18 protein-coding genes and 1 pseudogene are annotated in these 21,003 nt (G+C 67.9%); 6 read left to right on the top strand and 13 right to left on the bottom strand.

Annotated features, from left to right (window positions below):
- Position 1: 1 nt before the first annotated feature.
- Both AC0Z2B_RS15585 and AC0Z2B_RS15580 read left to right on the top strand, forming a co-directional pair.
- The gene (locus tag AC0Z2B_RS15585; protein WP_476297853.1) at positions 2 to 2,365 is read left to right on the top strand and encodes a DNA polymerase II; all 2,364 of its coding nucleotides are present in this window, start codon (positions 2 to 4) and stop codon (positions 2,363 to 2,365) included.
- A 39-nt stretch (positions 2,366 to 2,404) separates the two neighbouring features.
- Entirely contained in the window at positions 2,405 to 3,049 is a 645-nt protein-coding gene (locus AC0Z2B_RS15580; protein WP_476297794.1) for a ribonuclease T2 family protein, read from the top strand.
- A 12-nt stretch (positions 3,050 to 3,061) separates the two neighbouring features.
- Here the strand turns inward: AC0Z2B_RS15580 and AC0Z2B_RS15575 are convergent, their stop codons facing one another.
- Positions 3,062 to 3,949, bottom strand: coding sequence for a hypothetical protein (locus AC0Z2B_RS15575; RefSeq protein ID WP_476297792.1), 888 nt, complete (start codon positions 3,947 to 3,949; stop codon positions 3,062 to 3,064).
- A 102-nt stretch (positions 3,950 to 4,051) separates the two neighbouring features.
- Here AC0Z2B_RS15575 and AC0Z2B_RS15570 point away from each other — a divergent pair, with 102 nt between their 5' ends.
- Positions 4,052 to 5,776 (top strand): phospholipase D-like domain-containing protein, encoded by a 1,725-nt coding sequence (locus AC0Z2B_RS15570; RefSeq protein WP_476297790.1) that lies wholly within the window; start codon positions 4,052 to 4,054, stop codon positions 5,774 to 5,776.
- A gap of 67 nt (positions 5,777 to 5,843) precedes the next feature.
- Here the strand turns inward: AC0Z2B_RS15570 and mapR are convergent, their stop codons facing one another.
- The 3 genes from mapR to AC0Z2B_RS15555 all read right to left on the bottom strand — a co-directional run bounded on the left by mapR (position 5,844) and on the right by AC0Z2B_RS15555 (position 8,375).
- Positions 5,844 to 7,253 carry a GntR family transcriptional regulator MpaR gene (gene mapR, locus AC0Z2B_RS15565; RefSeq protein ID WP_476297788.1) on the bottom strand — a complete coding sequence of 470 codons (1,410 nt, stop codon included), beginning with the start codon at positions 7,251 to 7,253 and terminating at the stop codon, positions 5,844 to 5,846.
- A gap of 85 nt (positions 7,254 to 7,338) precedes the next feature.
- The gene (map, locus tag AC0Z2B_RS15560) at positions 7,339 to 8,130 is read right to left on the bottom strand and encodes a type I methionyl aminopeptidase (protein WP_476297786.1); all 792 of its coding nucleotides are present in this window, start codon (positions 8,128 to 8,130) and stop codon (positions 7,339 to 7,341) included.
- Positions 8,127 to 8,375 carry a TA system antitoxin ParD family protein gene (locus AC0Z2B_RS15555; RefSeq protein WP_473002471.1) on the bottom strand — a complete coding sequence of 83 codons (249 nt, stop codon included), beginning with the start codon at positions 8,373 to 8,375 and terminating at the stop codon, positions 8,127 to 8,129. The genes map and AC0Z2B_RS15555 overlap by 4 nt, the downstream gene beginning before the upstream one ends.
- Before the next feature lie 205 nt (positions 8,376 to 8,580).
- On the opposite strand from AC0Z2B_RS15555, the gene AC0Z2B_RS15550 reads away from it, so the two are divergent.
- Positions 8,581 to 9,552 (top strand): helix-turn-helix transcriptional regulator, encoded by a 972-nt coding sequence (locus AC0Z2B_RS15550; RefSeq protein WP_476297784.1) that lies wholly within the window; start codon positions 8,581 to 8,583, stop codon positions 9,550 to 9,552.
- Between the two features lie 24 nt (positions 9,553 to 9,576).
- On the opposite strand, the gene AC0Z2B_RS15545 is transcribed toward AC0Z2B_RS15550, so the two are convergent.
- The 3 genes from AC0Z2B_RS15545 to AC0Z2B_RS15535 form a co-directional block, all read right to left on the bottom strand.
- A complete protein-coding gene (locus AC0Z2B_RS15545) occupies positions 9,577 to 11,499 on the bottom strand; it encodes a tyrosine-protein phosphatase (RefSeq protein ID WP_476297782.1) in 1,923 nt (640 codons plus the stop codon).
- Between the two features lie 184 nt (positions 11,500 to 11,683).
- Entirely contained in the window at positions 11,684 to 12,028 is a 345-nt protein-coding gene (locus tag AC0Z2B_RS15540) for a hypothetical protein (protein WP_476297780.1), read from the bottom strand.
- A gap of 98 nt (positions 12,029 to 12,126) precedes the next feature.
- On the bottom strand, positions 12,127 to 12,762 hold the full coding sequence (locus AC0Z2B_RS15535) for a LysE family translocator (protein ID WP_476297778.1): 636 nt from the start codon (positions 12,760 to 12,762) through the stop codon (positions 12,127 to 12,129).
- On the opposite strand from AC0Z2B_RS15535, the pseudogene AC0Z2B_RS15530 reads away from it, so the two are divergent.
- Both AC0Z2B_RS15530 and AC0Z2B_RS15525 read left to right on the top strand, forming a co-directional pair.
- Positions 12,745 to 13,677, top strand: a pseudogene (locus AC0Z2B_RS15530) (PAS domain-containing protein); the annotation flags it as partial. The gene AC0Z2B_RS15535 and the pseudogene AC0Z2B_RS15530 overlap by 18 nt on opposite strands.
- Positions 13,657 to 14,217: a methyl-accepting chemotaxis protein gene (locus AC0Z2B_RS15525; protein WP_476297852.1), complete on the top strand. Its 561-nt coding sequence runs from the start codon at positions 13,657 to 13,659 to the stop codon at positions 14,215 to 14,217. The pseudogene AC0Z2B_RS15530 and the gene AC0Z2B_RS15525, both read left to right, overlap by 21 nt.
- A 265-nt stretch (positions 14,218 to 14,482) precedes the next feature.
- Here the strand turns inward: AC0Z2B_RS15525 and AC0Z2B_RS15520 are convergent, their stop codons facing one another.
- From AC0Z2B_RS15520 to AC0Z2B_RS15495, 6 genes are all read right to left on the bottom strand, one after another.
- Positions 14,483 to 15,202, bottom strand: coding sequence for a UTRA domain-containing protein (locus AC0Z2B_RS15520; RefSeq protein ID WP_476297776.1), 720 nt, complete (start codon positions 15,200 to 15,202; stop codon positions 14,483 to 14,485).
- Positions 15,199 to 15,789, bottom strand: a complete 591-nt coding sequence (pnuC, locus tag AC0Z2B_RS15515) for a nicotinamide riboside transporter PnuC (RefSeq protein ID WP_476297774.1) — start codon at positions 15,787 to 15,789, stop codon at positions 15,199 to 15,201. The genes AC0Z2B_RS15520 and pnuC overlap by 4 nt, the downstream gene beginning before the upstream one ends.
- A gap of 11 nt (positions 15,790 to 15,800) precedes the next feature.
- Positions 15,801 to 17,951 (bottom strand): TonB-dependent siderophore receptor, encoded by a 2,151-nt coding sequence (locus AC0Z2B_RS15510; RefSeq protein ID WP_476297772.1) that lies wholly within the window; start codon positions 17,949 to 17,951, stop codon positions 15,801 to 15,803.
- A gap of 99 nt (positions 17,952 to 18,050) precedes the next feature.
- Entirely contained in the window at positions 18,051 to 18,920 is an 870-nt protein-coding gene (locus AC0Z2B_RS15505; protein ID WP_476297770.1) for a sulfurtransferase, read from the bottom strand.
- The gene (locus tag AC0Z2B_RS15500; RefSeq protein WP_476297768.1) at positions 18,917 to 20,041 is read right to left on the bottom strand and encodes a phosphotransferase enzyme family protein; all 1,125 of its coding nucleotides are present in this window, start codon (positions 20,039 to 20,041) and stop codon (positions 18,917 to 18,919) included. The genes AC0Z2B_RS15505 and AC0Z2B_RS15500 overlap by 4 nt, the downstream gene beginning before the upstream one ends.
- Positions 20,038 to 20,958 carry an ABC transporter substrate-binding protein gene (locus tag AC0Z2B_RS15495; protein WP_476297766.1) on the bottom strand — a complete coding sequence of 307 codons (921 nt, stop codon included), beginning with the start codon at positions 20,956 to 20,958 and terminating at the stop codon, positions 20,038 to 20,040. Before AC0Z2B_RS15495 ends, AC0Z2B_RS15500 begins: the two co-directional genes overlap by 4 nt.
- Positions 20,959 to 21,003: the final 45 nt, after the last annotated feature.

Below are 21,003 nucleotides of genomic sequence, written 5' to 3'. Positions count from 1 at the left end.
AGTGGATGTCCAGCAAGGTTTTATCCTGACCCGCCATTGGCGCGACACGCCGGCGGGAACGGAGGTCGAGTTCTGGCTCGCCACCGACGCTGGGCCCCGCCAGGTGCGCCTGCCCGTGCAGCCCGCGGTGGCCTTCGTGCCGGCCGAACACGCCGAACGGGCCCAGGCGCTGGTGGCCGCGCAGGCTGGCGCCGAGCTGCGGCCGCTGGGGCTGCAGGACTTTCACCGCCGCCCGGTGCAGGGCCTGTACTGCCAGCAGTACCGCCACCTGCTGGACCTGGAAAAAAGCCTGCGGCGCAACGATGTCGACGTTTATGAAGCCGATATCCGCCCGCCCGAGCGCTACCTGATGGAGCGCTTCATCAACGCCCCGGCCACCATCGCCGGGCGCGACGACGGCAGCGGCCTGCTGCTGGACGCCCAGCTCAAGCCGGCGCCGGGCTACCGCCCCAACCTCAAACTGCTGTCGCTGGACATCGAGACCACCGAGCACGGCGAGCTGTATTGCATTGGCCTGCAGGGCTGCGGCCAGCGCCAGGTGTACATGCTGGGCCCGGCCAACGGCGACGCGAGCGGGCTGGACTTCGACCTGCAGTACTGCCCGTCGCGGGTTGAGCTGCTGGAATGCCTGAACCAGTGGATGGCCGAGCATGACCCCGACGCCATCATCGGCTGGAACGTGGTGCAGTTCGACCTGCGCGTGCTGCACGAACAGGCCCGGCGCCACGGCGTGCAACTGCGCCTGGGGCGCAACGGCGGCGAGCTGCTGTGGCGCGAACATGGCAGCGGCAACGGGCACTACTTTGCCAGCGCCGCCGGGCGGCTGATCATCGACGGCATCGAGGCGCTGCGCCAGGCCACCTGGAGTTTCCCCTCGTTCAGCCTGGAAAACGTCGCCCAGACGCTGCTGGGCGAGGGCAAGGATATTTCCACGCCGTACCAGCGCATGGACGAGATCAACCGTCTGTTCGCCGAGGACAAGCCGGCCCTGGCGCGCTACAACCTCAAGGACTGCGAGCTGGTGCTGGGCATCTTCGACAAGACCCGCATCATGGACTTCCTGCTCGAACGCGCGACCGTCACCGGCCTGCCCGCCGACCAGAGCGGCGGCTCGGTGGCGGCGTTCACCCACCTGTACCTGCCGTTGATGCACCGCCAGGGCTTCGTCGCCCCCAACCTGGGCGAGCGCCCGCCCCAGGCCAGCCCCGGCGGCTTCGTCATGGACTCGCGGCCGGGCCTGTACGAATCGGTGCTGGTGCTGGACTACAAGAGCCTGTACCCGTCGATCATCCGCAGCTTCCTGATCGACCCCATCGGGTTGATAGAAGGCCTGCGCCAGCCCGACGACGCCCACTCGGTGCCCGGTTTCCTCGGCGCGCGCTTCTCACGCACGCGCCACTGCCTGCCGTCCATCGTGCGCACCGTGTGGCAGGGCCGCGAGGCGGCGAAGGCCCAGGGCAACCAGCCGTTGTCCCAGGCACTGAAGATCATCATGAACGCCTTCTACGGCGTGCTCGGCTCCAGTGGCTGCCGCTTCTTCGACCCGCGCCTGGCGTCGTCGATCACCCTGCGTGGCCACCAGATCATGCAGCGCACCCGCCAGCTGGTCGAAGCCCAGGGCTACGAAGTGATCTATGGCGACACCGACTCCACCTTCGTCTGGCTCAAGCGCGCCCACGGCCAGCAAGAGGCGGCGGACATCGGCCGGGCGCTGGTGGCCCACGTCAACGCGTACTGGCGCAGCCACCTGCAGGCCGAATACGGCCTGGAAAGCGCCCTGGAACTGCAGTTCGAAACCCATTACAGCCGCTTCCTCATGCCCACCATTCGCGGCGCCGAGGAGGGCAGCAAGAAACGCTACGCCGGCCTGGTGCGGCGCGCCGACGGCAGCGACGAAATGATCTACAAGGGCCTGGAGGTGGTGCGCACTGACTGGTCGCCGCTGGCCCGGGCCTTCCAGCAAGAACTCTATGAGCGCATCTTCCATCACCGGCCCTACCAGGCCTACGTCCGCGACCTGGTGCAGCGCACCCTGGCCGGCGAGCTGGACGCCCAACTGGTGTACCGCAAGCGCCTGCGCCGGCCGCTGGACGACTACGAGCGCAACGTGCCGCCCCACGTGCGCGCCGCGCGCCTGGCCGACGAGTACAACGCCCGCCACGGCCGGCCGCTGCAGTACCAGCGTGGCGGCTGGATCAGCTATGTCATCACCCTGGCGGGGCCGCAGCCGCTGGAAGCCATCGACGCGGCCATCGACTACGACCACTACATCAGCCGCCAGCTGCAGCCGGTGGCGGACGGCATCCTGCCGTTCGTGGACGACGATTTCGCCACCCTGGTTGGCGGGCAGATGGGCTTGTTCTAACGTGGACCTTACTTCAGCACACCTAACGGAGAAACACCCATGACCCGGATTGCAGTCGTGGCATTGATGCTGCTGTGCACCCTCGGCAACGCCCAGGCCCGGCAGAACACCCAGTCCAGGGGCGAGGCCGGGGTATTCGATTACTACCTGTTGAGCCTGTCCTGGTCGCCGACTTTCTGCCTCACCCATGGCAACAACGAGCAGTGCAGCGGCAAGGGCTATGGTTTTGTCCTGCATGGCCTGTGGCCGCAGTACCAGGCCGGCGGCTGGCCGCAGCGTTGCGCGCCGGTCACGCCCTTGACGGCGGCGCAGCGACAGCAGGGCGCTGCGCTGTTCCCCAGCCGCCAGCTGCTGGCGCATGAATGGGAGCGTCACGGCACCTGCAGCGGCCTGGACGCCTCGGCGTACCTGGATACCGCTGACAAGGCGCTGGGCCGGGTCAAGGTGCCGGCTGCATTGCAGCCGTCCGAACGCGCCCAGGCCTTCGCGCCACGGCAGATTGTCGATCTGTTCCGCCAGGCCAACCCCGGCATGCCTGCCGATGGCGTAGTGGTGCGCTGCAGCGGTGCGCAACTGGCCGAGGTGAAGGTCTGCCTGTCCAAGGACCTGGGCTTTGTTTCCTGCGGGCGCGGGGTCAAGATGCAATGTGCGCAGGATGAGGTCAGGGTGCCCGGTATCCGCTGAAGCGCCAGCGGCTCAGGGCACCAGCACTCGGCGTGCCTGGGGCGATTCGAACACACAGCTCACGTCATGCCCGCAACCCGGCGCCACCACTAACGGCGCCTGCTGGCTGCGGGCATAGGCCTGGGCGCGCTCCAGCCGGTACGGGCCCTGGGCCTGGGCTGCGCAGGAGCGGTCCAGCACTGAATAAGCGGTGCCCTTGCCGGTGCCGGTGTCCAGGCCGCCGGCCAGGTAATGCACCTCGGCCGCAGCGTACTGCCGCTGTGCGCTGGCGGCATCCCTGGGCAGCCAGGCGGGCAGGGCGTCGGTGCCATATTTCCACTGGTTCAACCCAGGGCAATCCGCGGTCGGGAAGGGCCGTGCGGCGCTGAAGTACAGCCAGCTACCCGGGTCTGCCACCACGAAGCGCAGGCCCGGCTGCGGCGCGGCGAAGCCGATGTAATGCTGCACCAGCTGCGCCCCTGCGGAAAAACCTGCCACGGTAATGGACTGTACCTGCGGCCACTGCTGGTGCACCTGCGCGATCAGTGCGTCCATGGCCTTGAACGCCGTGACCTGCGGCGCATCCAGCGCCGGTTCGCCCTGGGCCCAGCCGCCGCAGCTCCACACCAGGTCGCCAGGCTGGGGCTCTGGCTCATCGCCGCCGCATTTGCCTGAACGTGCCGCGAACAACGGCGCAATCACCAGCCCATCCGGGCTCACCGCGGTGCCGGCGTCGAAGGTGGCCTTGGCATCATGATGAAAGCCATGCACCACGATCAGCGCCGAGCGCGCCTGGCGGTTGGCCGCCTGCGAGGCGTAGTAATGCAACCGGCCCTGGCCGGGCACGGGCGTCACCGCCAGCCACTGGCTGGCGTGGGCGAGGGCGGGCAGGGTGAACAGCAGGGCGAGCCAGTGGCGCATGGCGGGGTACTCGTCGAGGGATAGGGGCAGATTACCACTCGGCTATGCCGCGCCAGATGAATCTGGCACTCTTCAAGCCCCGCAGCCGAAGGAACGCAGGCCATGCCCACGGATTTTCAAGTCAGCGGCGCCAATGACGCCGCCCTGTTCAGCCTCAAGCTGCACCGCAGCGAAGGCATGCTGCTGTTGGCGATGAACTGGAAAAACGGCCCGCCACCGGCGGATTTCGTCGGCTTCGGCATCGAGTACAAGGAGCCGGGCGGCGACCGCTTCTACGCCCTCAACAACCGCCTGACGTTCCCCACCGCCGACGGCAGCGTGCCCACCACGGCGCTGTCCAGCCTGCTGTCGCCGATCCAGAAATTTCGCTGGGTGCACTTCCCGCGCAACGCCGAACTGGCCGGCGCCTTCACCTACCGGGTCACCCCGGTGTTCATGAACGCCCAGGACCAGCTCAGCTACGGCGAGGCCCAGAGTGGCGACATCGAACTGCAGCGCGACACCTGGCCGGGCCAGCTCAACGTCACCTTCACCCGCGGCTACGTGTCGTCCCAGGCGTTCGTGGAGCGCTACGGCAAGGACGACCGCAACCTGACCACGCTGCTGCCACGCAAGGCCGACGACGGCCTGGACTTCGTGCCCAGCAACCCCGACGCCAGCGCCGCGCTCCAATGGATGGGCTTCGAGGCCCGCGAGGCGATCCTGGCGGTGCTCGACCAGGCCGTGGCCGACAGCGGCGCCAAGGTGCAGGTGATTGCCTATGACCTCAACGAGCCCAACGTCGTCGGGCGCCTGGAAAAACTGGGCAGCCGCCTGCAGATCATCATCGACGACAGCAGCGACCACGGCGCCGCCGACTCTGCCGAGACCCTGGCCGCCGCGCGGCTGGCCCAGGCCGGTGCCACGGTGAAGCGCCAGCACATGGCCAGTCTGCAGCACAACAAGGTCATCCTGCTGGACGGCACGGCGCTGAAGACCGTGGTGTGCGGTTCCACCAACTTCAGCTGGCGCGGCTTGTACGTGCAGGCCAACAACGCCCTGGTACTGCAGGGTCAGACCGCGCTGGGCCTGTTCCAGGCCGCGTTCGCGCAATACTGGGCCAGCAGCGCCGCCAAGGCGTTCGGCGCCCAGCCGCCGGCCCAGTGGCACAGCCTGGGCCTGGACAACATCGACGCCCAGGTGACGTTCTCGCCCCACGCCCTGGACAATGCCGCCCTGGCCGGGGTGGGCAGCGACATCGCCACCACCGGCTCCAGCCTGCTGTTCTCCCTGGCCTTCCTGTACCAGACCAATGGCCCCATCCAGGCGGCGATCAAGCAGGTGGCGGGCAACCCCCAGGTGTTCGTCTACGGCATCTCCGACCGGCAGATGCAGCAGGGCCTGGACGTGCTGCTGCCGGGCGGTGAGAGCGCAATACTGCACGCGGCGGCGCTGAACAAGAACATCCCGGCGCCGTTCCAGGCCGAGCCCACCGGGCTGATCGGTGGCGCCGGGGTGCGCCTGCACCACAAGTTCGTGGTCATCGATTTCGACAAGCCTAGCGCGCGGGTGTACATGGGCTCCTACAATTTTGCCGACGCCGCCGACCGCAGCAACGGCGAGAACCTGCTGCTGATCCGCGACCGCCGCGTGGCCGTGGCCTACATGGTGGAGGCCGTGCGGTTGCTGGACCACTACCACTTCCGCGTGGCCCAGGAAAGCGCCAGCGCCGGCACGCGCAAGGCCCTGACCTTGCAGCGCCCGCCACGGCAGGCCGGCGAAAGCGCCTGGTGGCAGGAGGATTACAGCGATGCGCGCAAGGTCCAGGACCGTGAGTTGTTTGCCTGAGGCGTCGTGGGGGGGGGCGGGACGCGGCCTTTGGCCGCTGCTACGGGGATTCGCGGCGTCCGGGGTGTCAGAAGGACGCTACGATCCGCCCCAGTATCGCCATCGCATCCTCGTTGCGCTTGTCCCAGGGGTGCCCATGGTTCAAGCGTGCACAGTGGCTGAACCCGCGCGTGGCGGAAAAGATCGGCCCCGGCGCGATGCTGATGCCCTGGGCCAACGCCAATTGGAACAGCTGCAGCGCGTCCACCTGCTCGGGAAACTCGAACCACAGGAAATAGCCGCCGTCGGGGCGGGTCACCCGGGTGCGCTCGGGGAAATGCCGCGCCGCTGAGGCCAGCATGGCGCTCTGCTGCATCTCCAGGTTGTGCCGCAGTTTGCGCAGGTGGCGGTCATAGCCGCCGTGCTGCAGGTAATCGGCAATGGCCGCCTGGGCCGGCACCGAGGGCGAAATAGTGGTCATCAGCTTCAGCCGGCTGATCGCCTGGGCAAAGCGCCCGCCGGCCACCCAGCCCACCCGGTAGCCAGGCGCCAGGCTTTTGGAAAACGAGCCGCAGTGCATCACCAGCCCGTCGCGGTCCAGGCGCTTCACCGGCTGCTGGGGTTGCGGGCCGTAATGCAGCTCGCTGTAGACGTCGTCCTCGATCAGCGGCACCTGGTGGCGCTGCAGCAGGCCGTACAGCGCCTCCTTGGCCGGCCCCGGCAGGCTGGCGCCCAGCGGGTTCTGCAGGCTACTCATGAACCAGCAGGCCTTGATGGGCAGGCGTTGCAGGCGGTCTTCCAGCACGCTCAGGTTGACGCCTTCGCGCGGGTGCACCGGGATCTCCACCGCCTTGAGCTTCAAGCGTTCCAGCACCTGCAAGGTGGCGTAGAAGGCCGGCGACTCAATGGCCACCAGGTCGCCGGGCTGGGTCACCGATTGCAGGCACAGGTTCAGCGCTTCCATGGCGCCGTTGGTGATCACCAGCTCCTCCATGGCCAGGTGCACGCCGCTGATCATGTAGCGCAGGGCGATCTGCCGGCGCAGGTCGGGGTTGCCGGCGGTCATGTCGGCGATCACTGCCTGGGGCGCCATGTCGCGCACCGTGCGGGCCATGGAGCGGGCCAGGCGCTGCAAGGGGTACAGGTCGGGGCTGGGGAAGGCCGAGCCGAACGGCACGGTGCCCGGGTCCTTGAGCGAACCGAGCACGGAAAACACCAGCTCGCTGACGTCCACGTCGGTGCTCTCGGCCTGCCGGTCGGTGATGGCCGGCTCGTCCAGCGGGCGTGCCTGCTGCTCGCGCACGAAGTACCCCGAGCGCGGCCGCGCCTGGATCAGGCCGCGGTCCTCCAGCAGGTAATAGGCCTGGAACACGGTAGAAGGGCTGACCACAAAGGTACGGCTGGCGGTGCGCACCGACGGCACCTTTTCACCGGCCTTGAGCACCCCGTTGCGGATCATCAGGGCAATGTCGTCAGCAAGCTGTTCGTAGCGTTTCATGGCGGGCCGGTGCGGGGGAGGGGGGCACCAGCATGGCGCCAAATCTGCCTGCATACCAGCGGCAGATTCGGCGCAAAACAGCAGATCAGGCGATGGGCTCAAGCCCGGCGAAGGGTTGCGGCCACGGCGTGAGGATCTCGAAACCGTCGTCGGTCACCGCCACCATGTGCTCCCACTGCGCCGACCACGAGCGGTCGCGGGTCAGCACCGTCCAGCCATCGGCCAGGGTCTGGGTGCCGCGCTTGCCGGCATTGAGCATCGGCTCCACGGTGAAGATCATGCCCTTCACCAGCTTCATGCCCTGGCCCTTCATGCCGTAGTGCAGCACCTGCGGCTCGTCGTGGTAGACCTTGCCGATGCCGTGCCCGCAGTACTCGCGCACCACGCTGAAGCCGGCGCCCTCGGCCACCGTCTGGATGGCATGGCCAATGTCACCCAGGTGCGCGCCCGGGCGCACCTGGCGGATGCCGGCGCACATGGCTTCGTACGTAATACGTATCAGGCGCTGGGCTTCGTCATTGACCGTGCCCACCTGGTACATGCGGCTGGTGTCGCCGAACCAGCCGTCCTTGATCACCGCCACGTCGATATTGAGAATGTCACCATCGGCCAGCGGCTTGCCGTTGGGAATGCCGTGGCAGATCACCTCGTTGGGCGAGGCGCAGATGGTTTTGGGGAACCCGTGGTAGCCGATGTTGGCCGGCTTGGCCTTCTGCACGTTGACGATGTAGTCGTGGCAGATGCGATCCAGCTCGTCGGTGGTCACCCCGGGCTTCACATGGGGGGCGATCATGTGCAGCACATCGGCGGCCAGCTTGCCGGCAATGCGCGACTGCTCGATATCGGCGGCGCTGTTGATCGTGACTTTCTTGCTCATTGTACATTCCCGGCCAGTTGGCGTTGGTCCATGCAGGTGGCGACCGTCTGCAGGTCGAAGCCGCCGGCCTGTTCGGCGCGGATCAGCAGTTGCGTGAGTTCATTGTGGGGCAGGTGCGGGTGCAGCTCGGCCAGCATGCCGATGCGCATCCAGTGTTCGGCCTGGGCGTTGATGGAACGGCTCAGGGCGTTGGAGGTGATGCGCAGGTTCTCGTGCATCACGTCGGAGATTTTCACGATGCCCATGAGATAGGGTCCGTATATGAAGTGTATATGGAACATATGGTATCCGCCCCACCCAACAAATGCCAGCGCCCAAACCTGTAGCAGCGGCCCCAGGCCGCGTCCTGGCCCCAATGCCTTTCATGTACCTGTCATGTTTCATTGCTAGCGTTGCGCGCGGTCGTCTGTACCGCCGCCCATACAACAATGAAACATCAGGACGTTCGCCATGCTCCCCACCTCTGCGCGCAAGCCGTTCATCATCCGTTCCGACGCCATGGGCGCGGATGAATTCGGCGCGCTGTTCAGCCGGGTGTTCGGCGATCTTTACGCCGACGTGCCGCGATTCGGCCAACTGATGGGCGTGGCCGGGGTGTATGGCCGTTATGAGGGCGTGAGCTTCCGGCGCATGAGCTACCGCGGTAATTTCACCGTGCAGATCCCCGACTTGAACGACGAGATCACGTTCGTGATTCCAACCGCGGGGCAGATCATCTTCAACATCGGCGACGATGCCGTGGGCCGGCCCGACGTGGGCCTGGCGGTGGAGAAAAGCGCGGTGCGCTCGGTGACCTTCGTCGACGGCCACGGCCAGCACGGCATTTCCGTGCGCCGCGGGCTGTTCACCCAGCGCCTGGCCACGCTGCTGGGGCGGCCGGTGGTGAAGAAAATCCACTTCGAGCCGGTGGTGGACCTCAACCGCCCGGCTTTCAAGGCCATTCGTGCGCTGGTGGATTTCGCCACCGGCGCCGAGCTGGATGCGCTGATGAACGCCAGCGTGCTGATGCCCACGCGCTTGCAGGAGATGCTGGTGGACGCGCTGCTGGAAGGCTGGCCGCACAGCTACAGTGAAGCCTTGCAGCGCCCCGGGCCGAGCATTGCGCCGCGCCATGTGCGCCTGGCCATGGATTACATTCAGGCGCACCCGCACTGCCTGGTCAGCGGCACCGAACTGGCGCAGCTGAGCAACGTCAGCCTGCGCGCGTTGCAGGAAGGGTTTCGGCGGTTCATGGGCACCTCGATCGTCGCCTATCAGCGCCAGGTGCGGTTGGAGCGGGCCTACCAGGCGTTGCGCCAGGGGCCGGTGGTGTCGGTGACGGACGTCGCCCTGGGGCTGGGCTTCTCCAACGTCGGACGCTTCTGCCAGTACTTCCAGAGCGCCTACGGCGTCACCCCCCAGGACGTGCGCAAGGGCCGGTAGCGCGGGCTACCGGCCCCGCCCTGATCAGAAGCGGTAGCTGGCCTTCAGGCTGCCGCTGGCCCCCTGGCTGTCGCCACCGCTGACGGCGCCCACCTCGGCGCCGACGCTGACGTTGCCCAAGCTGGCGGTCAGGTTCACCGCGCCGCTGTACAGGTCGCGGGTGGCGAAGGCGGCGCGCTGGTCCACATCGAAGCCCAGGATGCTCGCCGAACTGTCGACGTGGGCGTTGCCCAGCACGTGCTCGTAGCCTACCTGCACGCCTGGCACCAGGCTCCAGCCACCGCTGATGCCGATCGGCGCCAGCGCTGCCTTGAGGTTGGCGAAGGCGCTGCGGCGGGTCTGCTGGTTGCTGTCGACGTCCAGCGCCAGGTCGCTGCCTTTCTCGTCGAAGCCGGCCAGGTTCAGGTGGCTGATGCGCACGCCGGCGCTGGGCTCCAGGGTCACCGCGCTGATCGGCAGGCGGTAGCCCAGGGCCAGGCTGGCGGCGCTGAGGGTGCCGTGGGTGTCGCCCTTGGTCGAACCCAGGCCGCCGCCCAGTTGGCGCTTGCTGTCGTAATCGACGTAGCCGGTGCTGGCGTCGGCGGCCACGAACAGGCCGCGGTCCAGGCTGTCGAGGGCCAGGCGCGCGCCGGCGGACAGGAAGGTGTAGTCGGTGGTCACTTCACCGCCGGCGCCGCCCACGCTGCCGTGGCTGTAGCCGAAGCTGGCGTGGCCGCTGAGCTGCTCGCTGAAGCGCTGGGTGAGGCCGACCATGGTGCCCTGGGTGTGCTCGTTGCTGCTGTCGGCGTGGGCCGAGCCGTCGGTGCCCAGGTAGCCGGCAAGGCCTGCGGTCCACAGGCTGCGCTGGCCGACCTTGAGGTCGGTGCCGCTGGTGTAGGGCGCCGCGGCGGCGTCGATCAGGGCGTTCTGGCGCAGCAGGAAGGCGGCGGCGTCGGCGTGCACCTGGCCGCCGATGGTGTTCTGCACGCCGCCCAGGGTGCCGGCGTCGATGGCCGATTGCAGGTAGTAGTTGTAGTCGGTGTAGGCGCCCGACAGGCTGCTGTTCTGCAGGCGTTGCAGCAGCAGCGCGCCGGCGGCGGCGTTGCCCACCATGGCGTCCTGGCCGGGCAGGCTGTTGTAGTAGACCATCTTGCCGCGCAGCACGTAGATAGTGGCTTGGGACAGGCCCAGGCCTTCCTTGAGGTAGTTGTCCATGCTGCCGTACAGCGCGGTGATCTCGTCGAGACCTGCCTGCAGGTAGCTGGCGTCCACGGTCAGCAGCGGCTCGTAGATGGCCGCCATGCTCGACGGCAGCGCTGCCAGGGTGGCGGCCACGCGGGTGGCGGTGTAGTCGTTGGTGGCCAGGTAGTTGGCCATGATGGTGGCGCTGTCCACCCCGGCGATGCTCAGCAGCACGGCGGCGGTCCAGCCAGTGCGGTCCTTGCCGGCGGTGCAGTTGAACAGCGCGGCGCCGTCGGTGGACGCCAGGTCGTTGAACAGCGTGGCGAACTGGCTGCGCATGCCGGCGTCGCTGACGAACTCGCGGTTGGTCTCCTGCATCATGGCCACGGCGTCGGCGGCGCTGCTCACCGAAATCGAGCTGATGTTGGCGCCGGAAGTGGCGTTGCCGATGATGTCGATGTTGGTGTAGGTGGCGCCGGTCAGCGGGCTGTCCGGGGTGGCGGCGATCTCGCTGGCGGTGCGCAGGTCATACACCGCAGTGATGCCCAGGGTGTTGAGGGTGGCGATGTCGGCGGCCGAGCCCGACAGCGCGTTGGAGCGGTAGAACACCCCGGCGCGCATGGTGCCGTCGTTGGCGGTGGTGTAGGCGGTGGTGGTGCCGGCGATGTCGCGGAAGTTGTCGATGGTCGACAGGATCGGCGTATCGAGGGCGTAGGTCTCGGCGGCCTGCGCGGCGGAGATGGACAGACTCAACACAGACAGCGAAAACACAATGCGGTGCAACACGGTGTAGCTCCTTGGATACAAGTCAAGGGGGCTACTATCGGTATCGTCGGGGACGCGATTGTGACAAGTTCAGGTACGTGGCGAATGGCGGCGCGATGTGTCCGTGGCGTGCGTGATGTGTCTGTGTTGGGGCCTGACGCGGCCTGCGGCCGCTGCTACGGGGCAACCGCGTCAGGCGCACCGCTTACCAGCGGCCGTAACCCCGGCCATGGTCATAACCGTAACCGTGGCCGTAACCGTCATGGCGGTAGTGGCCGCCATAACCATAGTAGTAAGGGCGCGGGGCTACCGGTACATAAGCCACCGGCTGGTACGCGGGCTGGTACACCGGCTGGTAATAACCCTGCTGGTACGCCGGGCGGTAATAGTGTTCATGGTACGACGGGCCACTCAGCGCGCCAGCGACGACGGCGCCTACCACGGCTCCAGCGATGACAGGCACGACCACGTTGCGTTCGCCTGCGCTGGCGGTGCCGGCGGCAATCAGGCAACCGGACAGGATCAGGGCTTGGGTCATCTTCGAAATCATGGGTGTCTCCTCAGGCGGATATGGGTTCGCCATGGAGCTATGAAACAACGGATTCGTGTCAGCGGACGTCTACATTTCGTAAAGGTTACGTAAACCTCTCAACGCCGGCTTTCCAGTGCCATGCGCACCGCCAGGCCCGCCAGCACGGTGCCCATCAGCCAGCGCTGCACGGTCTGCCACAGCGGCCGGCCACCGAGGAACAGGGCGATGCTGCCCGCCGTCAGGGCGATCAGGCCGTTGACGCTGACGCTGATGACGATCTGCGTAGCGCCCAGCACCAGCGACTGCCCCAGCACGCTGCCATGGCCGGCGGGGCTGATGAACTGCGGCAGCAGCGACAGGTACATGACCGCAATCTTGGGGTTGAGCAGGTTGGTCAAGAAGCCCATGGCGAACAGCCGGCGCGGGCTGTCGGCGGGCAGGTCGCGCACCTGGAACGGCGAGCGGCCACCCGGCTTCACTGCCTGCCAGGCCAGGTACAGCAGGTACAGGGCGCCGCCCAGGCGCAGGGTGTCGTAGGCGAACGGCACGGCCATCAGCAGGGCGGTGATGCCCAGCGCGGCGCACAGCATGTACACCACGAAGCCCAGCGCCACGCCGCCCAGGGAGATCAGCCCGGCCTTGCGGCCCTGGCAGATGGAGCGCGAAATCAGGTAGACCATGTTCGGGCCTGGGGTGAGCACCATGCCCAGGGAAATCAGGGCGAAGGCCAGCCAATGGGTGAGTTCGGGCATGGGGCGCTCCAGGCGGAAAAGGCGATGGCAAAGGATCCGATTTATTGTCGGACAATGCCACTCTTTTCACTCAAGCCATCGGCTTTCGAGCCGATAGGGGTGCAACGAGCAAATGAGCCTTGGAATCCGGTCATCATGATGTTTAACAAGCGGTTGAAAGAAGAGTTGGCGCAGCTGCGCGAGAAGCTGTCCTCCATGGAGCAGGTGCAGCGCAGCCTGGACAGCGAGATGCTGGTGCTGATGCTAGACCCCCAGGGCCGGATTCAATACACCAACGCCAACTTCGACAAGGAGTTGGGCCACCGCCGCGAGCAGCTCACGGGCCGCGCCCTGGTGGACCTGGTGCCCAGTGACGCCCGCACCACCGATCATTTCAACCGCATGAAGGCCGCCATCCAGGCCAGCGCGCACTGGGCCGGGGCCTTGCAGCTGATGCGTGGCGACGGCGGCGAGGCCTGGTTGCGTGCCATCGTGCAGCCGGTGCGCGACAGCGAAGGCAAGGTCATGCACTGCGAGGTATACGCCAACGACCTCACGCGCACCATCGAGACCTCGCGCGAGCACCAGAACCTGATCGACGCCTTGCAGCGCTCCACCGCCGTGATCGAGTTCGACCTGGACGGCAACGTGCTCACCGCCAACGGCCGCTTCCTCAGCGGCATGGGCTACCGCCTGGAGCAGGTGCAGGGCAAGCACCACCGTATGTTCTGCTCGGCCGAGGAAGCCAACTCGGCCCAGTACCAGGCGTTCTGGGACACCCTGCGCCGGGGTGAATTCGTCGCCGACCGCTTCCAGCGCCTGGACAGCGCCGGCCGCGTGGTGTGGCTGGAAGCCTCCTACAACCCCATCGCTGACGTACAGGGCCGCCTGTACAAAGTAGTGAAGTTCGCCACGGTGATCACCGAGCAGGTGAACCGTGAACAGGCCGTGGCCCAGGCGGCGGACATCGCCTACACCACCTCGGAAGACACCGACGCCGCCGCGCGCCGGGGCAGCGGCGTGGTGCAGGACACCGTCGAGGTGATGCGCCAGCTGGCGGCGCAGATGCAGGCCGCCGCCGATGGTATCGCCGCCCTGGACCAGCAGTCCCAGGTGATCGGCACCATCATCAAGAGCATCAGCAGCATTGCCGACCAGACCAACCTGCTGGCGCTGAACGCGGCCATCGAGGCGGCGCGGGCGGGCGAGCAGGGCCGTGGCTTTGCCGTGGTGGCCGACGAAGTGCGCCAGCTGGCCTCGCGCACCAGCACCGCCACCGACGAGATCGTCACGGTGGTGCTGCAGAACCAGAAACTGGCAGCGGACGCGGTGCAGGTCATCGAGCAGGGCAAGCGCCAGGCCGAACAGGGCCTGGCGCTGGCGGCGCAGTCCGGCGAGGTGATCGCCGAAATCCAGGACGGGGCGCGCAAGGTGGTGGACGCGGTGGGGCAGTTCAGCAGCCAGTTGAGCCATTAAGCATTGCGCACCGCCCTGTAGCAGCGGCCGCCAGGCCGCGTCCGGGCGTTGCGCGGTGCCTGGGACGCGGCCTGCGGCCGCTGCTACGTGTGCGGTGGGTGCGACTGCTGCAGCCGCTGCCGCCAGGCTGCGGCCCACGGGGCCTCGTCTATCGCGTCGCCTGCATCGCGGCCAAGGCCGGCTCCTACCACGTACGGCGTAGGAGCCGACTTTAGTCGCGATGCAGACGACGCGATTTCAAGACAGTTGCTGGCACGGGGGCGGCTCAACCATCTACCGCCAGCGTCACTTCCACCGCATCCGGGCGCCAGAACTCCAGGTCCAACTCGACCACGTTGCCGTCCTCGTCAAAGCACAGCCGCTCCAGGTACAACCCGCTGGAGCCGCTGGCAATCTCCAGCCGTTCGCTCTGTTCCTCGTCCAGCAGGCATGGCTTGAGGCTGATCTGGCTGCGCGCCTGCTGGCGGCCGTAATGGTCGCGCAGCAGGGCGGTCAGCGAGCCGTCCAGGCGCTGGTCGAGCAGGCCGGGGCAGCCACTGGGGTTAAGCACGTTGGTCTCCAGCAACACCGGGCGGCCGTCCACCCAGCGCCGCCGCTGCAACTGGAACAGCGGCTCGCCAAGGGCTACCTGCATGCGCTGGGCCAGCCAGGCATCGGCCGCGCGCAGCTCGGCCAGCAGGCACTCGGTGCGCGGCTCGCGGCCCTGGGCGCTGACGTAGTCCATGAAGCCGGTGATGCGCGTGGGGTCGTAGCGGATGGGCACCGGTGACACGAACCAGCCGCGCCGGTGGCCACGGTACAGCGCGCCCTGGGCCTCCAGGCGCTGCAGCGCCTGGCGCAGGGTGACGCGGGTGCAGCCGAACTGCGCGGCCATGTCGCGTTCGGTGGCCAGGCGCGCGCCCGGCGCCAGGCGGCCGTTGGCGATGTCCTCGGCCAGCTGCTCGCCGATGCGCAGGTACTGGGACTGGGCAGGCCGGATGCTCATGCCACAGCCTGTAGCGCGGCTTCATGGGGCTGCTGCGCCAGGTCACGCTGCCAGGCGCGCAGGCCATACACCGCCAGCACGATGAAGCCGGCGTACAGCACCGCCGTCAATGGCAGGCCCTTGTAGTAATACAGGCCGGTGTACACCACATCCAGCACGATCCACAGCCACCAGTTGGCGACGAACTTGCGCGCCGCCCAGTAGCTGGCCACCAGGCTGTAGCCGGTGAGGGTGGCGTCCAGCCACGGCACGGCGGCGTCGGTGAAGTGCGCCATGGCCGTGCCCAGCAGCACCGACAGCACGGCGCCGGCCACCAGGCTCAGCAGCGCCACGCGCGCCGGCAGCGGCTCGATGCGCACCTTGCCCTGGGCCAGGCGCCCGGTGCGCCAGCGCCACCAGCCGTAGCCCTGCAGGCCGGCGAACAGCACCTGCAACAGCATGTCCGAGTACAGCTTCACGTCGTAGAAAATCCACACGTAAAGCAGCACCGCCACCACGCCCACAGGCCAGCACCAGGGGGTGCGGCGGGCGGTCAGCCAGACGCCGAGGACGTTGACGATGACCGCGAGTATTTCCAGGTTCGACATGGTTGCAGCCCTTAGAAGTTGACGGTGGCGGACAGCCGCGCGGTACGCGGGGCGCCCAGGAACAGGTAGTCGTCGCCGGCGTATTCGCCCACGTCGCGCCAGTAGCGCTTGTCGAACAGGTTGTCGACGCTCAGGCGAAACACCGTATCGTACCCTTCGATGCGCGTGGTGTAGCGGCTGCCGGCGTTGAACACGGCGTAATCGCCGACCTGCACCGTGCCTTCGCGGTTCGCGTACTTCTTGCCGCTGTACTGCACGCCGCCCAGCAGCGCCAGGCCGTCGATGCCCGGCACGCTGTAGTCGCCGTAGAAGCTGGCGCGCAGGGTGGGCACGTTGATGGCCTGGTGGCCTTCGTAGGCGTCCACGCCGCTGTCGGTGACCCGCGCGCGGGTGGCGGCGACGCTGGCGTTGAGCTGCAGGCGCTCGGTGGCGCGGCCGCTGGCGGTCAGCTCCAGGCCGATGTTCTTCTGCTTGCCCTGTTGCACGTAGGTGAAGGTGCCGTCGCCGTTGGGCCGCGGGAACTGGTAGGCCTGGGTGATCTGGAACAGCGCCGCGCCCAGGCTCAGGCGTTGCCAGTCCTGCTTGATGCCCACTTCCAGCTGCCGCGAGATCGTCGGCGCCAGGGTCTCGCCGGCGTTGCTGGCGAACCACGACGCCTCGCTGCCCAGGGACAAGCCCTTGCTGTAGCGGGTGTACAACGACAGGTCGTCGGTGGGCTTGTAGACCACCGCCAGGTTGGGCAGGAACTCCCACATCTGCGTATGGCGCGTGGTGCCGCCGTCGGCGTCGAAGGCCTTTTCGTCCAGGCGCACCTCGCGGCCGCCCAGCACCAGCTGCCACTGCTCGTTGAGGTGCAGGCGGTCGTTGATGAACAGGCCGTACTGGCGGCTGTCGAGGTGGCGGTAGGTGTGGTTCAGGCTGCCGTCGTAGGGGGCGTAGGTGGGCGGCGTGGCGCCGATGTTGCCGCTGCCCACGTACTCGTTGATGGCGTCGCGCTGGTCCACGGTGCGGCGGAACGCGCTGACGCCCACGTCCAGTTCGTTGCGCAGGCCGAAGGCGTTGAACGCGCCGCTGAGCGAGGCCTCGGCCTCGTCGTTGCGGCGGGTGTCGTCGGGGTTGCGGTAGTCGTAGATGTCGTAGTCGCCGCTGCTGCTGAACGAGCTGGTGGTAGCCGTGCAGCCGGCGCCGTAGTAGCAGCCATAGGGGAAGGCGCTGTAGTCGTCGATGATCACCCGGCTGCGCGACAGGCTCAGTTGCGCGCTCCAGTCATCGGTCAGTTGGTAGCGGTAGCGGCCTTCCATGTTCAGCGAGGTGATGCCCACCGGGTTCGACCAGCTCTGGTAGCCCAGCAGGTCGTGCGGGTCGGCGTGGTGGGGCACCTCGGTGCCGCCCAGCAGCTGGTAGCCGGGCACCGAGCGTTGTTCGCGGTGCTGGTATTCGACGTCCAGCTGCAGGCTGGAGCGCGGGTCGATGTTCCAGTCGAAGGCCACCGAACCGAAGTCGCGGCTGCCGTCGGCGTGGTCGACGTAGGAACGGATGTCCTCGTGGGCCAGGTTGGTACGAATGCCGAACTGCTGCTCGCTGCCGAACCAGGTACCCAGGTCGGTGGCCAGGTAGCGGCCGCCTTGCTCGTCCGTGGAAACGGTCACCGAGCGCACGTCGGTGGGGCGCTTGGTCTGGTAATTGATGACCCCGCCCGGCTCGCTGACGCCGCTTTGCAGGCCGGCCAGGCCCTTGAGCACTTCCACCTGCTCCTTGTTCTCCAGCGCCACGTTCTGCTCGCCGGTGATGGTGCGGCCGTTGATCTTGTAGCTGCTGGCGGCGTTCAGGGAAAAGCCACGCACCACGAAGTTCTCGTAGTAGCCGATGGGCGCGTAGCTGTCGCCCACCGCGGCGTCGTTGCGCAGCACTTCGCTGAGCAGGCGCACCTGCTGGTCTTGCAGCAGTTGCGCGTTGAACACCGACACGGCGGCAGGGGTGTCCAGCAGCGGCGTATCGCTGAGGCCGGTGACCGAGGCATGGTCGGCCCGGTAGCTGTCCGGCGCGTCACCGGTGACGGTGACGGCGCTCAGCGTCGTCGGTTCTTCCGCGGCCACCCACGGCGAGGCGAGGGCAATGCTCGTCGCCAGCACACGGGCCCGGAAGGGAATGGGGGGAAACATGGGGCAGCTCCTTGTCGCGCATGATTTTTTTGGGTGCAGGCTACCCTGCGCGGGGCCGTAAAGCCACGCGCATGGGTCATTACCTGACCTATTGGTTTTTCAGGCCGGAGCTGCTCCGGTGGTCATTGGCAAGGCGGGGTCGGCGCTCCATTGCTGCAGCGAGCCGTCAAACAGGGTGACATCGTGGCGCCCCAGCAGCGCCAGGGCGAAGGCCGTGGCGGCGGCGGAAATGCCGCCACCGCAGTACAGCAGCAGGGGTTCGGGCAGGGCGTCCACCGCCAGGATCTGGCGCAGCAGCGGGGTGAAGTGGTAGCGCCCGCTGGCGTCGAACAGTTGCCGCGCCGGGCGGTTGCGGCTGTTGGGAATGTGCCCGCGGCGGCTGTAGCGGGTGGCGGCGCTGCCGTCGAACACGGCCTGGCCCAGGGCGCAGATCAGGTGGCCGGGCAGGCGCCCTTCGCTCACCGCCTGCACCTGTTCCAGGCTGGCCCAGTAGCCGGGTTGCGCGTGCAAGGTCGCAGGCGTTGCACCCCCGGGGGTGTTGGCAGCGCCGCTGGCCAGCGGCAGGCCGGCCTGGCGCCAGGCGTTCAGGCCACCGTCCAGAATCGCGGCCGCAAGACCAACGCTGCGCAGCATCCACCACAACCGCGCCGCCCAGAAGCCGTCGCTGCGGTCGTAGATCACCACGCGGCTGTGCTGGCCGACGCCCAGGGCCTGCAACTCGGCAGCCAGCTGCGGCAGCGGTGGCATGGCGAAGCTGTAGTGGGCCTGGGCGTCGTGCAGGCGCTCGAGCAGGTCGGCGTGGCGGGCGCCGGGAATGTGCGCGGCGCGCCAGCCGGGTTCGCCGCTGAAGGCCTGGTAGTCACCGTCGAAGCGCGGCGCGCGCAGGTCCACGGTGGCGTCCAGCAGCACCAGGTCGCTGGCGTTCAACTGTTCTGCCAGCCAGGTCGGGTCTACCAGCAAACGGTTCATGGCCAGCTCCGCAGGTGTTCGATCAGGCGCTGGCCTTCGCTGCCCTGGAACCAGCGGGCGTGGCGCAGCAAGTAGTCGTCCCAGGCAATGTCGGCGCTGGCGCGGTCGTCGAGGATGCCGGCGAAGTACTCGGTTTCGGACACGGCGAAATCGGCGTGCACCAGCGGCAGCCAGGCGGCCAACGCCTGCAGGTCGGCCGGTGACAGCGGGCGCACGCTGGCGTAGCCGTTCAGCAGCGCATCCACCGTGGCCAGGTCGGCGCGGGCCACGCCGCCTGCGTCCAGGTCCAACCAGGGAATGGCATTGCGCTCCAGCGCGGTGGCCAGGTCGTACAGGGCGAAGGTGCGGTCGCACAGGCCGAAGTCGAGCACGCTGCGCACCTCGCCGTCGGCCCACAGCAGGTTGGAGGCGTGCCAGTCGTTGTGGGTCCACAGGGGCGCCTGGCTGGCCAGGTGCGGCAGCAGGGCGGCATGGGCGGGCAGCAGGGCGTCGGCCAGTTCGCTGCGCCAGTCACGGTTGGCCAGGTAGCGGCTCAGCGCCGGGCTGTTGGCTATTTGCTCGGCCAGCACGGCCAGCGGGTCGGGCTGGGTGAAGGCGTGGCAGCGGCTGGTGAGCACGCTGGCCTGGCGCGGCCCGGCGTCGAAACCTGCTGCGGCCAGGTGCAGGCGGGCCAGCGCCGTGCCGGCTGCGTGGGCATGGATCGGGCTGTGGAACGGCGACCAGGATTGCGCGTCGCGGTACAGGTCGTCACCCGCTGAGCGCGCGTGCACCTCATAGGTCCACAGCCCGTGGCCGATGGTCGTGGCGCCTTGGCTGTTCACCTGCACGTCCGGGGCGGGCACGCCATGGCGGCGCAGGTGCTGGATGAAACGGTGTTCTTCCACCAGCCAAGGCTGCGAACGCACCTGATGGAAATGGCGTTTGACGAACCACCGGCCCTGGGCGGTGCTGATCAGCGCAGCGGCCGAGAAGGGCCGCGGGCTGTGCCAGTCGATGCGCTGCAAAGGGCCCACCTGCGGGTAGTGGGCCAGCAGCGGTTGCAACTCGGCCTCGGTCAGCGGCGCCCACACCGGCGCGACTATTTCGCCGGCCAGGCCATGGCTGTGCAGCAGTTGGCTCATCGCGCCTCCCCGGGCAGGTAGGCGTTGGTGGTGGCATTGGCCCAGGCGTCGGGCCGTTGCAGGATGCCATGCTGGTGCAGCCAGTGGGCGTAAGGTTCCAGCAGCGCCTGGCGTTGCTGGCCAAAGCGGCCTTCATGCAGCCAGGTGGGGGCGATGTGCGCAAGCGACTGCTCGATCAGCGCGCCGGGGAAATAGGGAATCACCCGCTCGTAGGCCTGGCGCGCCCGTTGCGGCTCGGCGGCCACGCTTTCGAAGCCGCGCGCGGTGGCGGCGAGGAAGGCGCGCAGCACCTGCGGGTTGGCGTCGATCCAGTCCTCGCGGGCGCCCAGCAGGTAGCTGTGGTAGGCCGGCGCGCCCCAGCGGCTGACGCGGTGCACCACGCGGCGTTCGGCCGCCACCGGGCTGTCCATCAGCGCCTCCCAGGCCCAGTAGCCACCAAAGCTGGCATCGGCCACGCCGGCCGCCAGTTCCTCGGGGCGCAGCTCGCGGGCGCCGGCATCGACGATGATCACCGCGTCCGGGTCGCCACCGTCCTGGCGCACCAGGTCGCGCACCATGGCCAGCCCGCGCGGGGTGGGGTTCATGGCCAGGCGCTTGCCCATCAGGTCGCGGGGGCGCTGGATAGCGAATTCGCGCAGGGTCTGGAAGGCTTCCAAACCATCATGGTTGATGGCCGCCACGCCCTTCAGCGGCTGGCCCTGGTCGCGGCGCACCAGCAGGCGGTTGCTGGGGAACACGCTCAACTGCACCGCGCCGTCCAGCAGGTGCTGCAGGCTGTCGCCACGCTCCGGGTCGGGCACGCACAACTCCACGTCAAGGCCGGCGTCGGCGTACCAGCCGCGTTCGCGCGCCAGGTAGAAGCCGGCCGAGTTGGGCCAGGGGTGGAAGTATTCGAGCATGATCCGCAGTGGCAGCATGGAGGGGTAGGCCTTGTTCGCTGTGAAGTGATGGCCCTTTATAAT

It is taken from the genome of Pseudomonas sp. GYB4201 (assembly GCF_056312595.1).
Note: the sequence above shows the minus strand (reverse complement) of the source record. Positions and strands in the feature narration are given on the sequence as shown.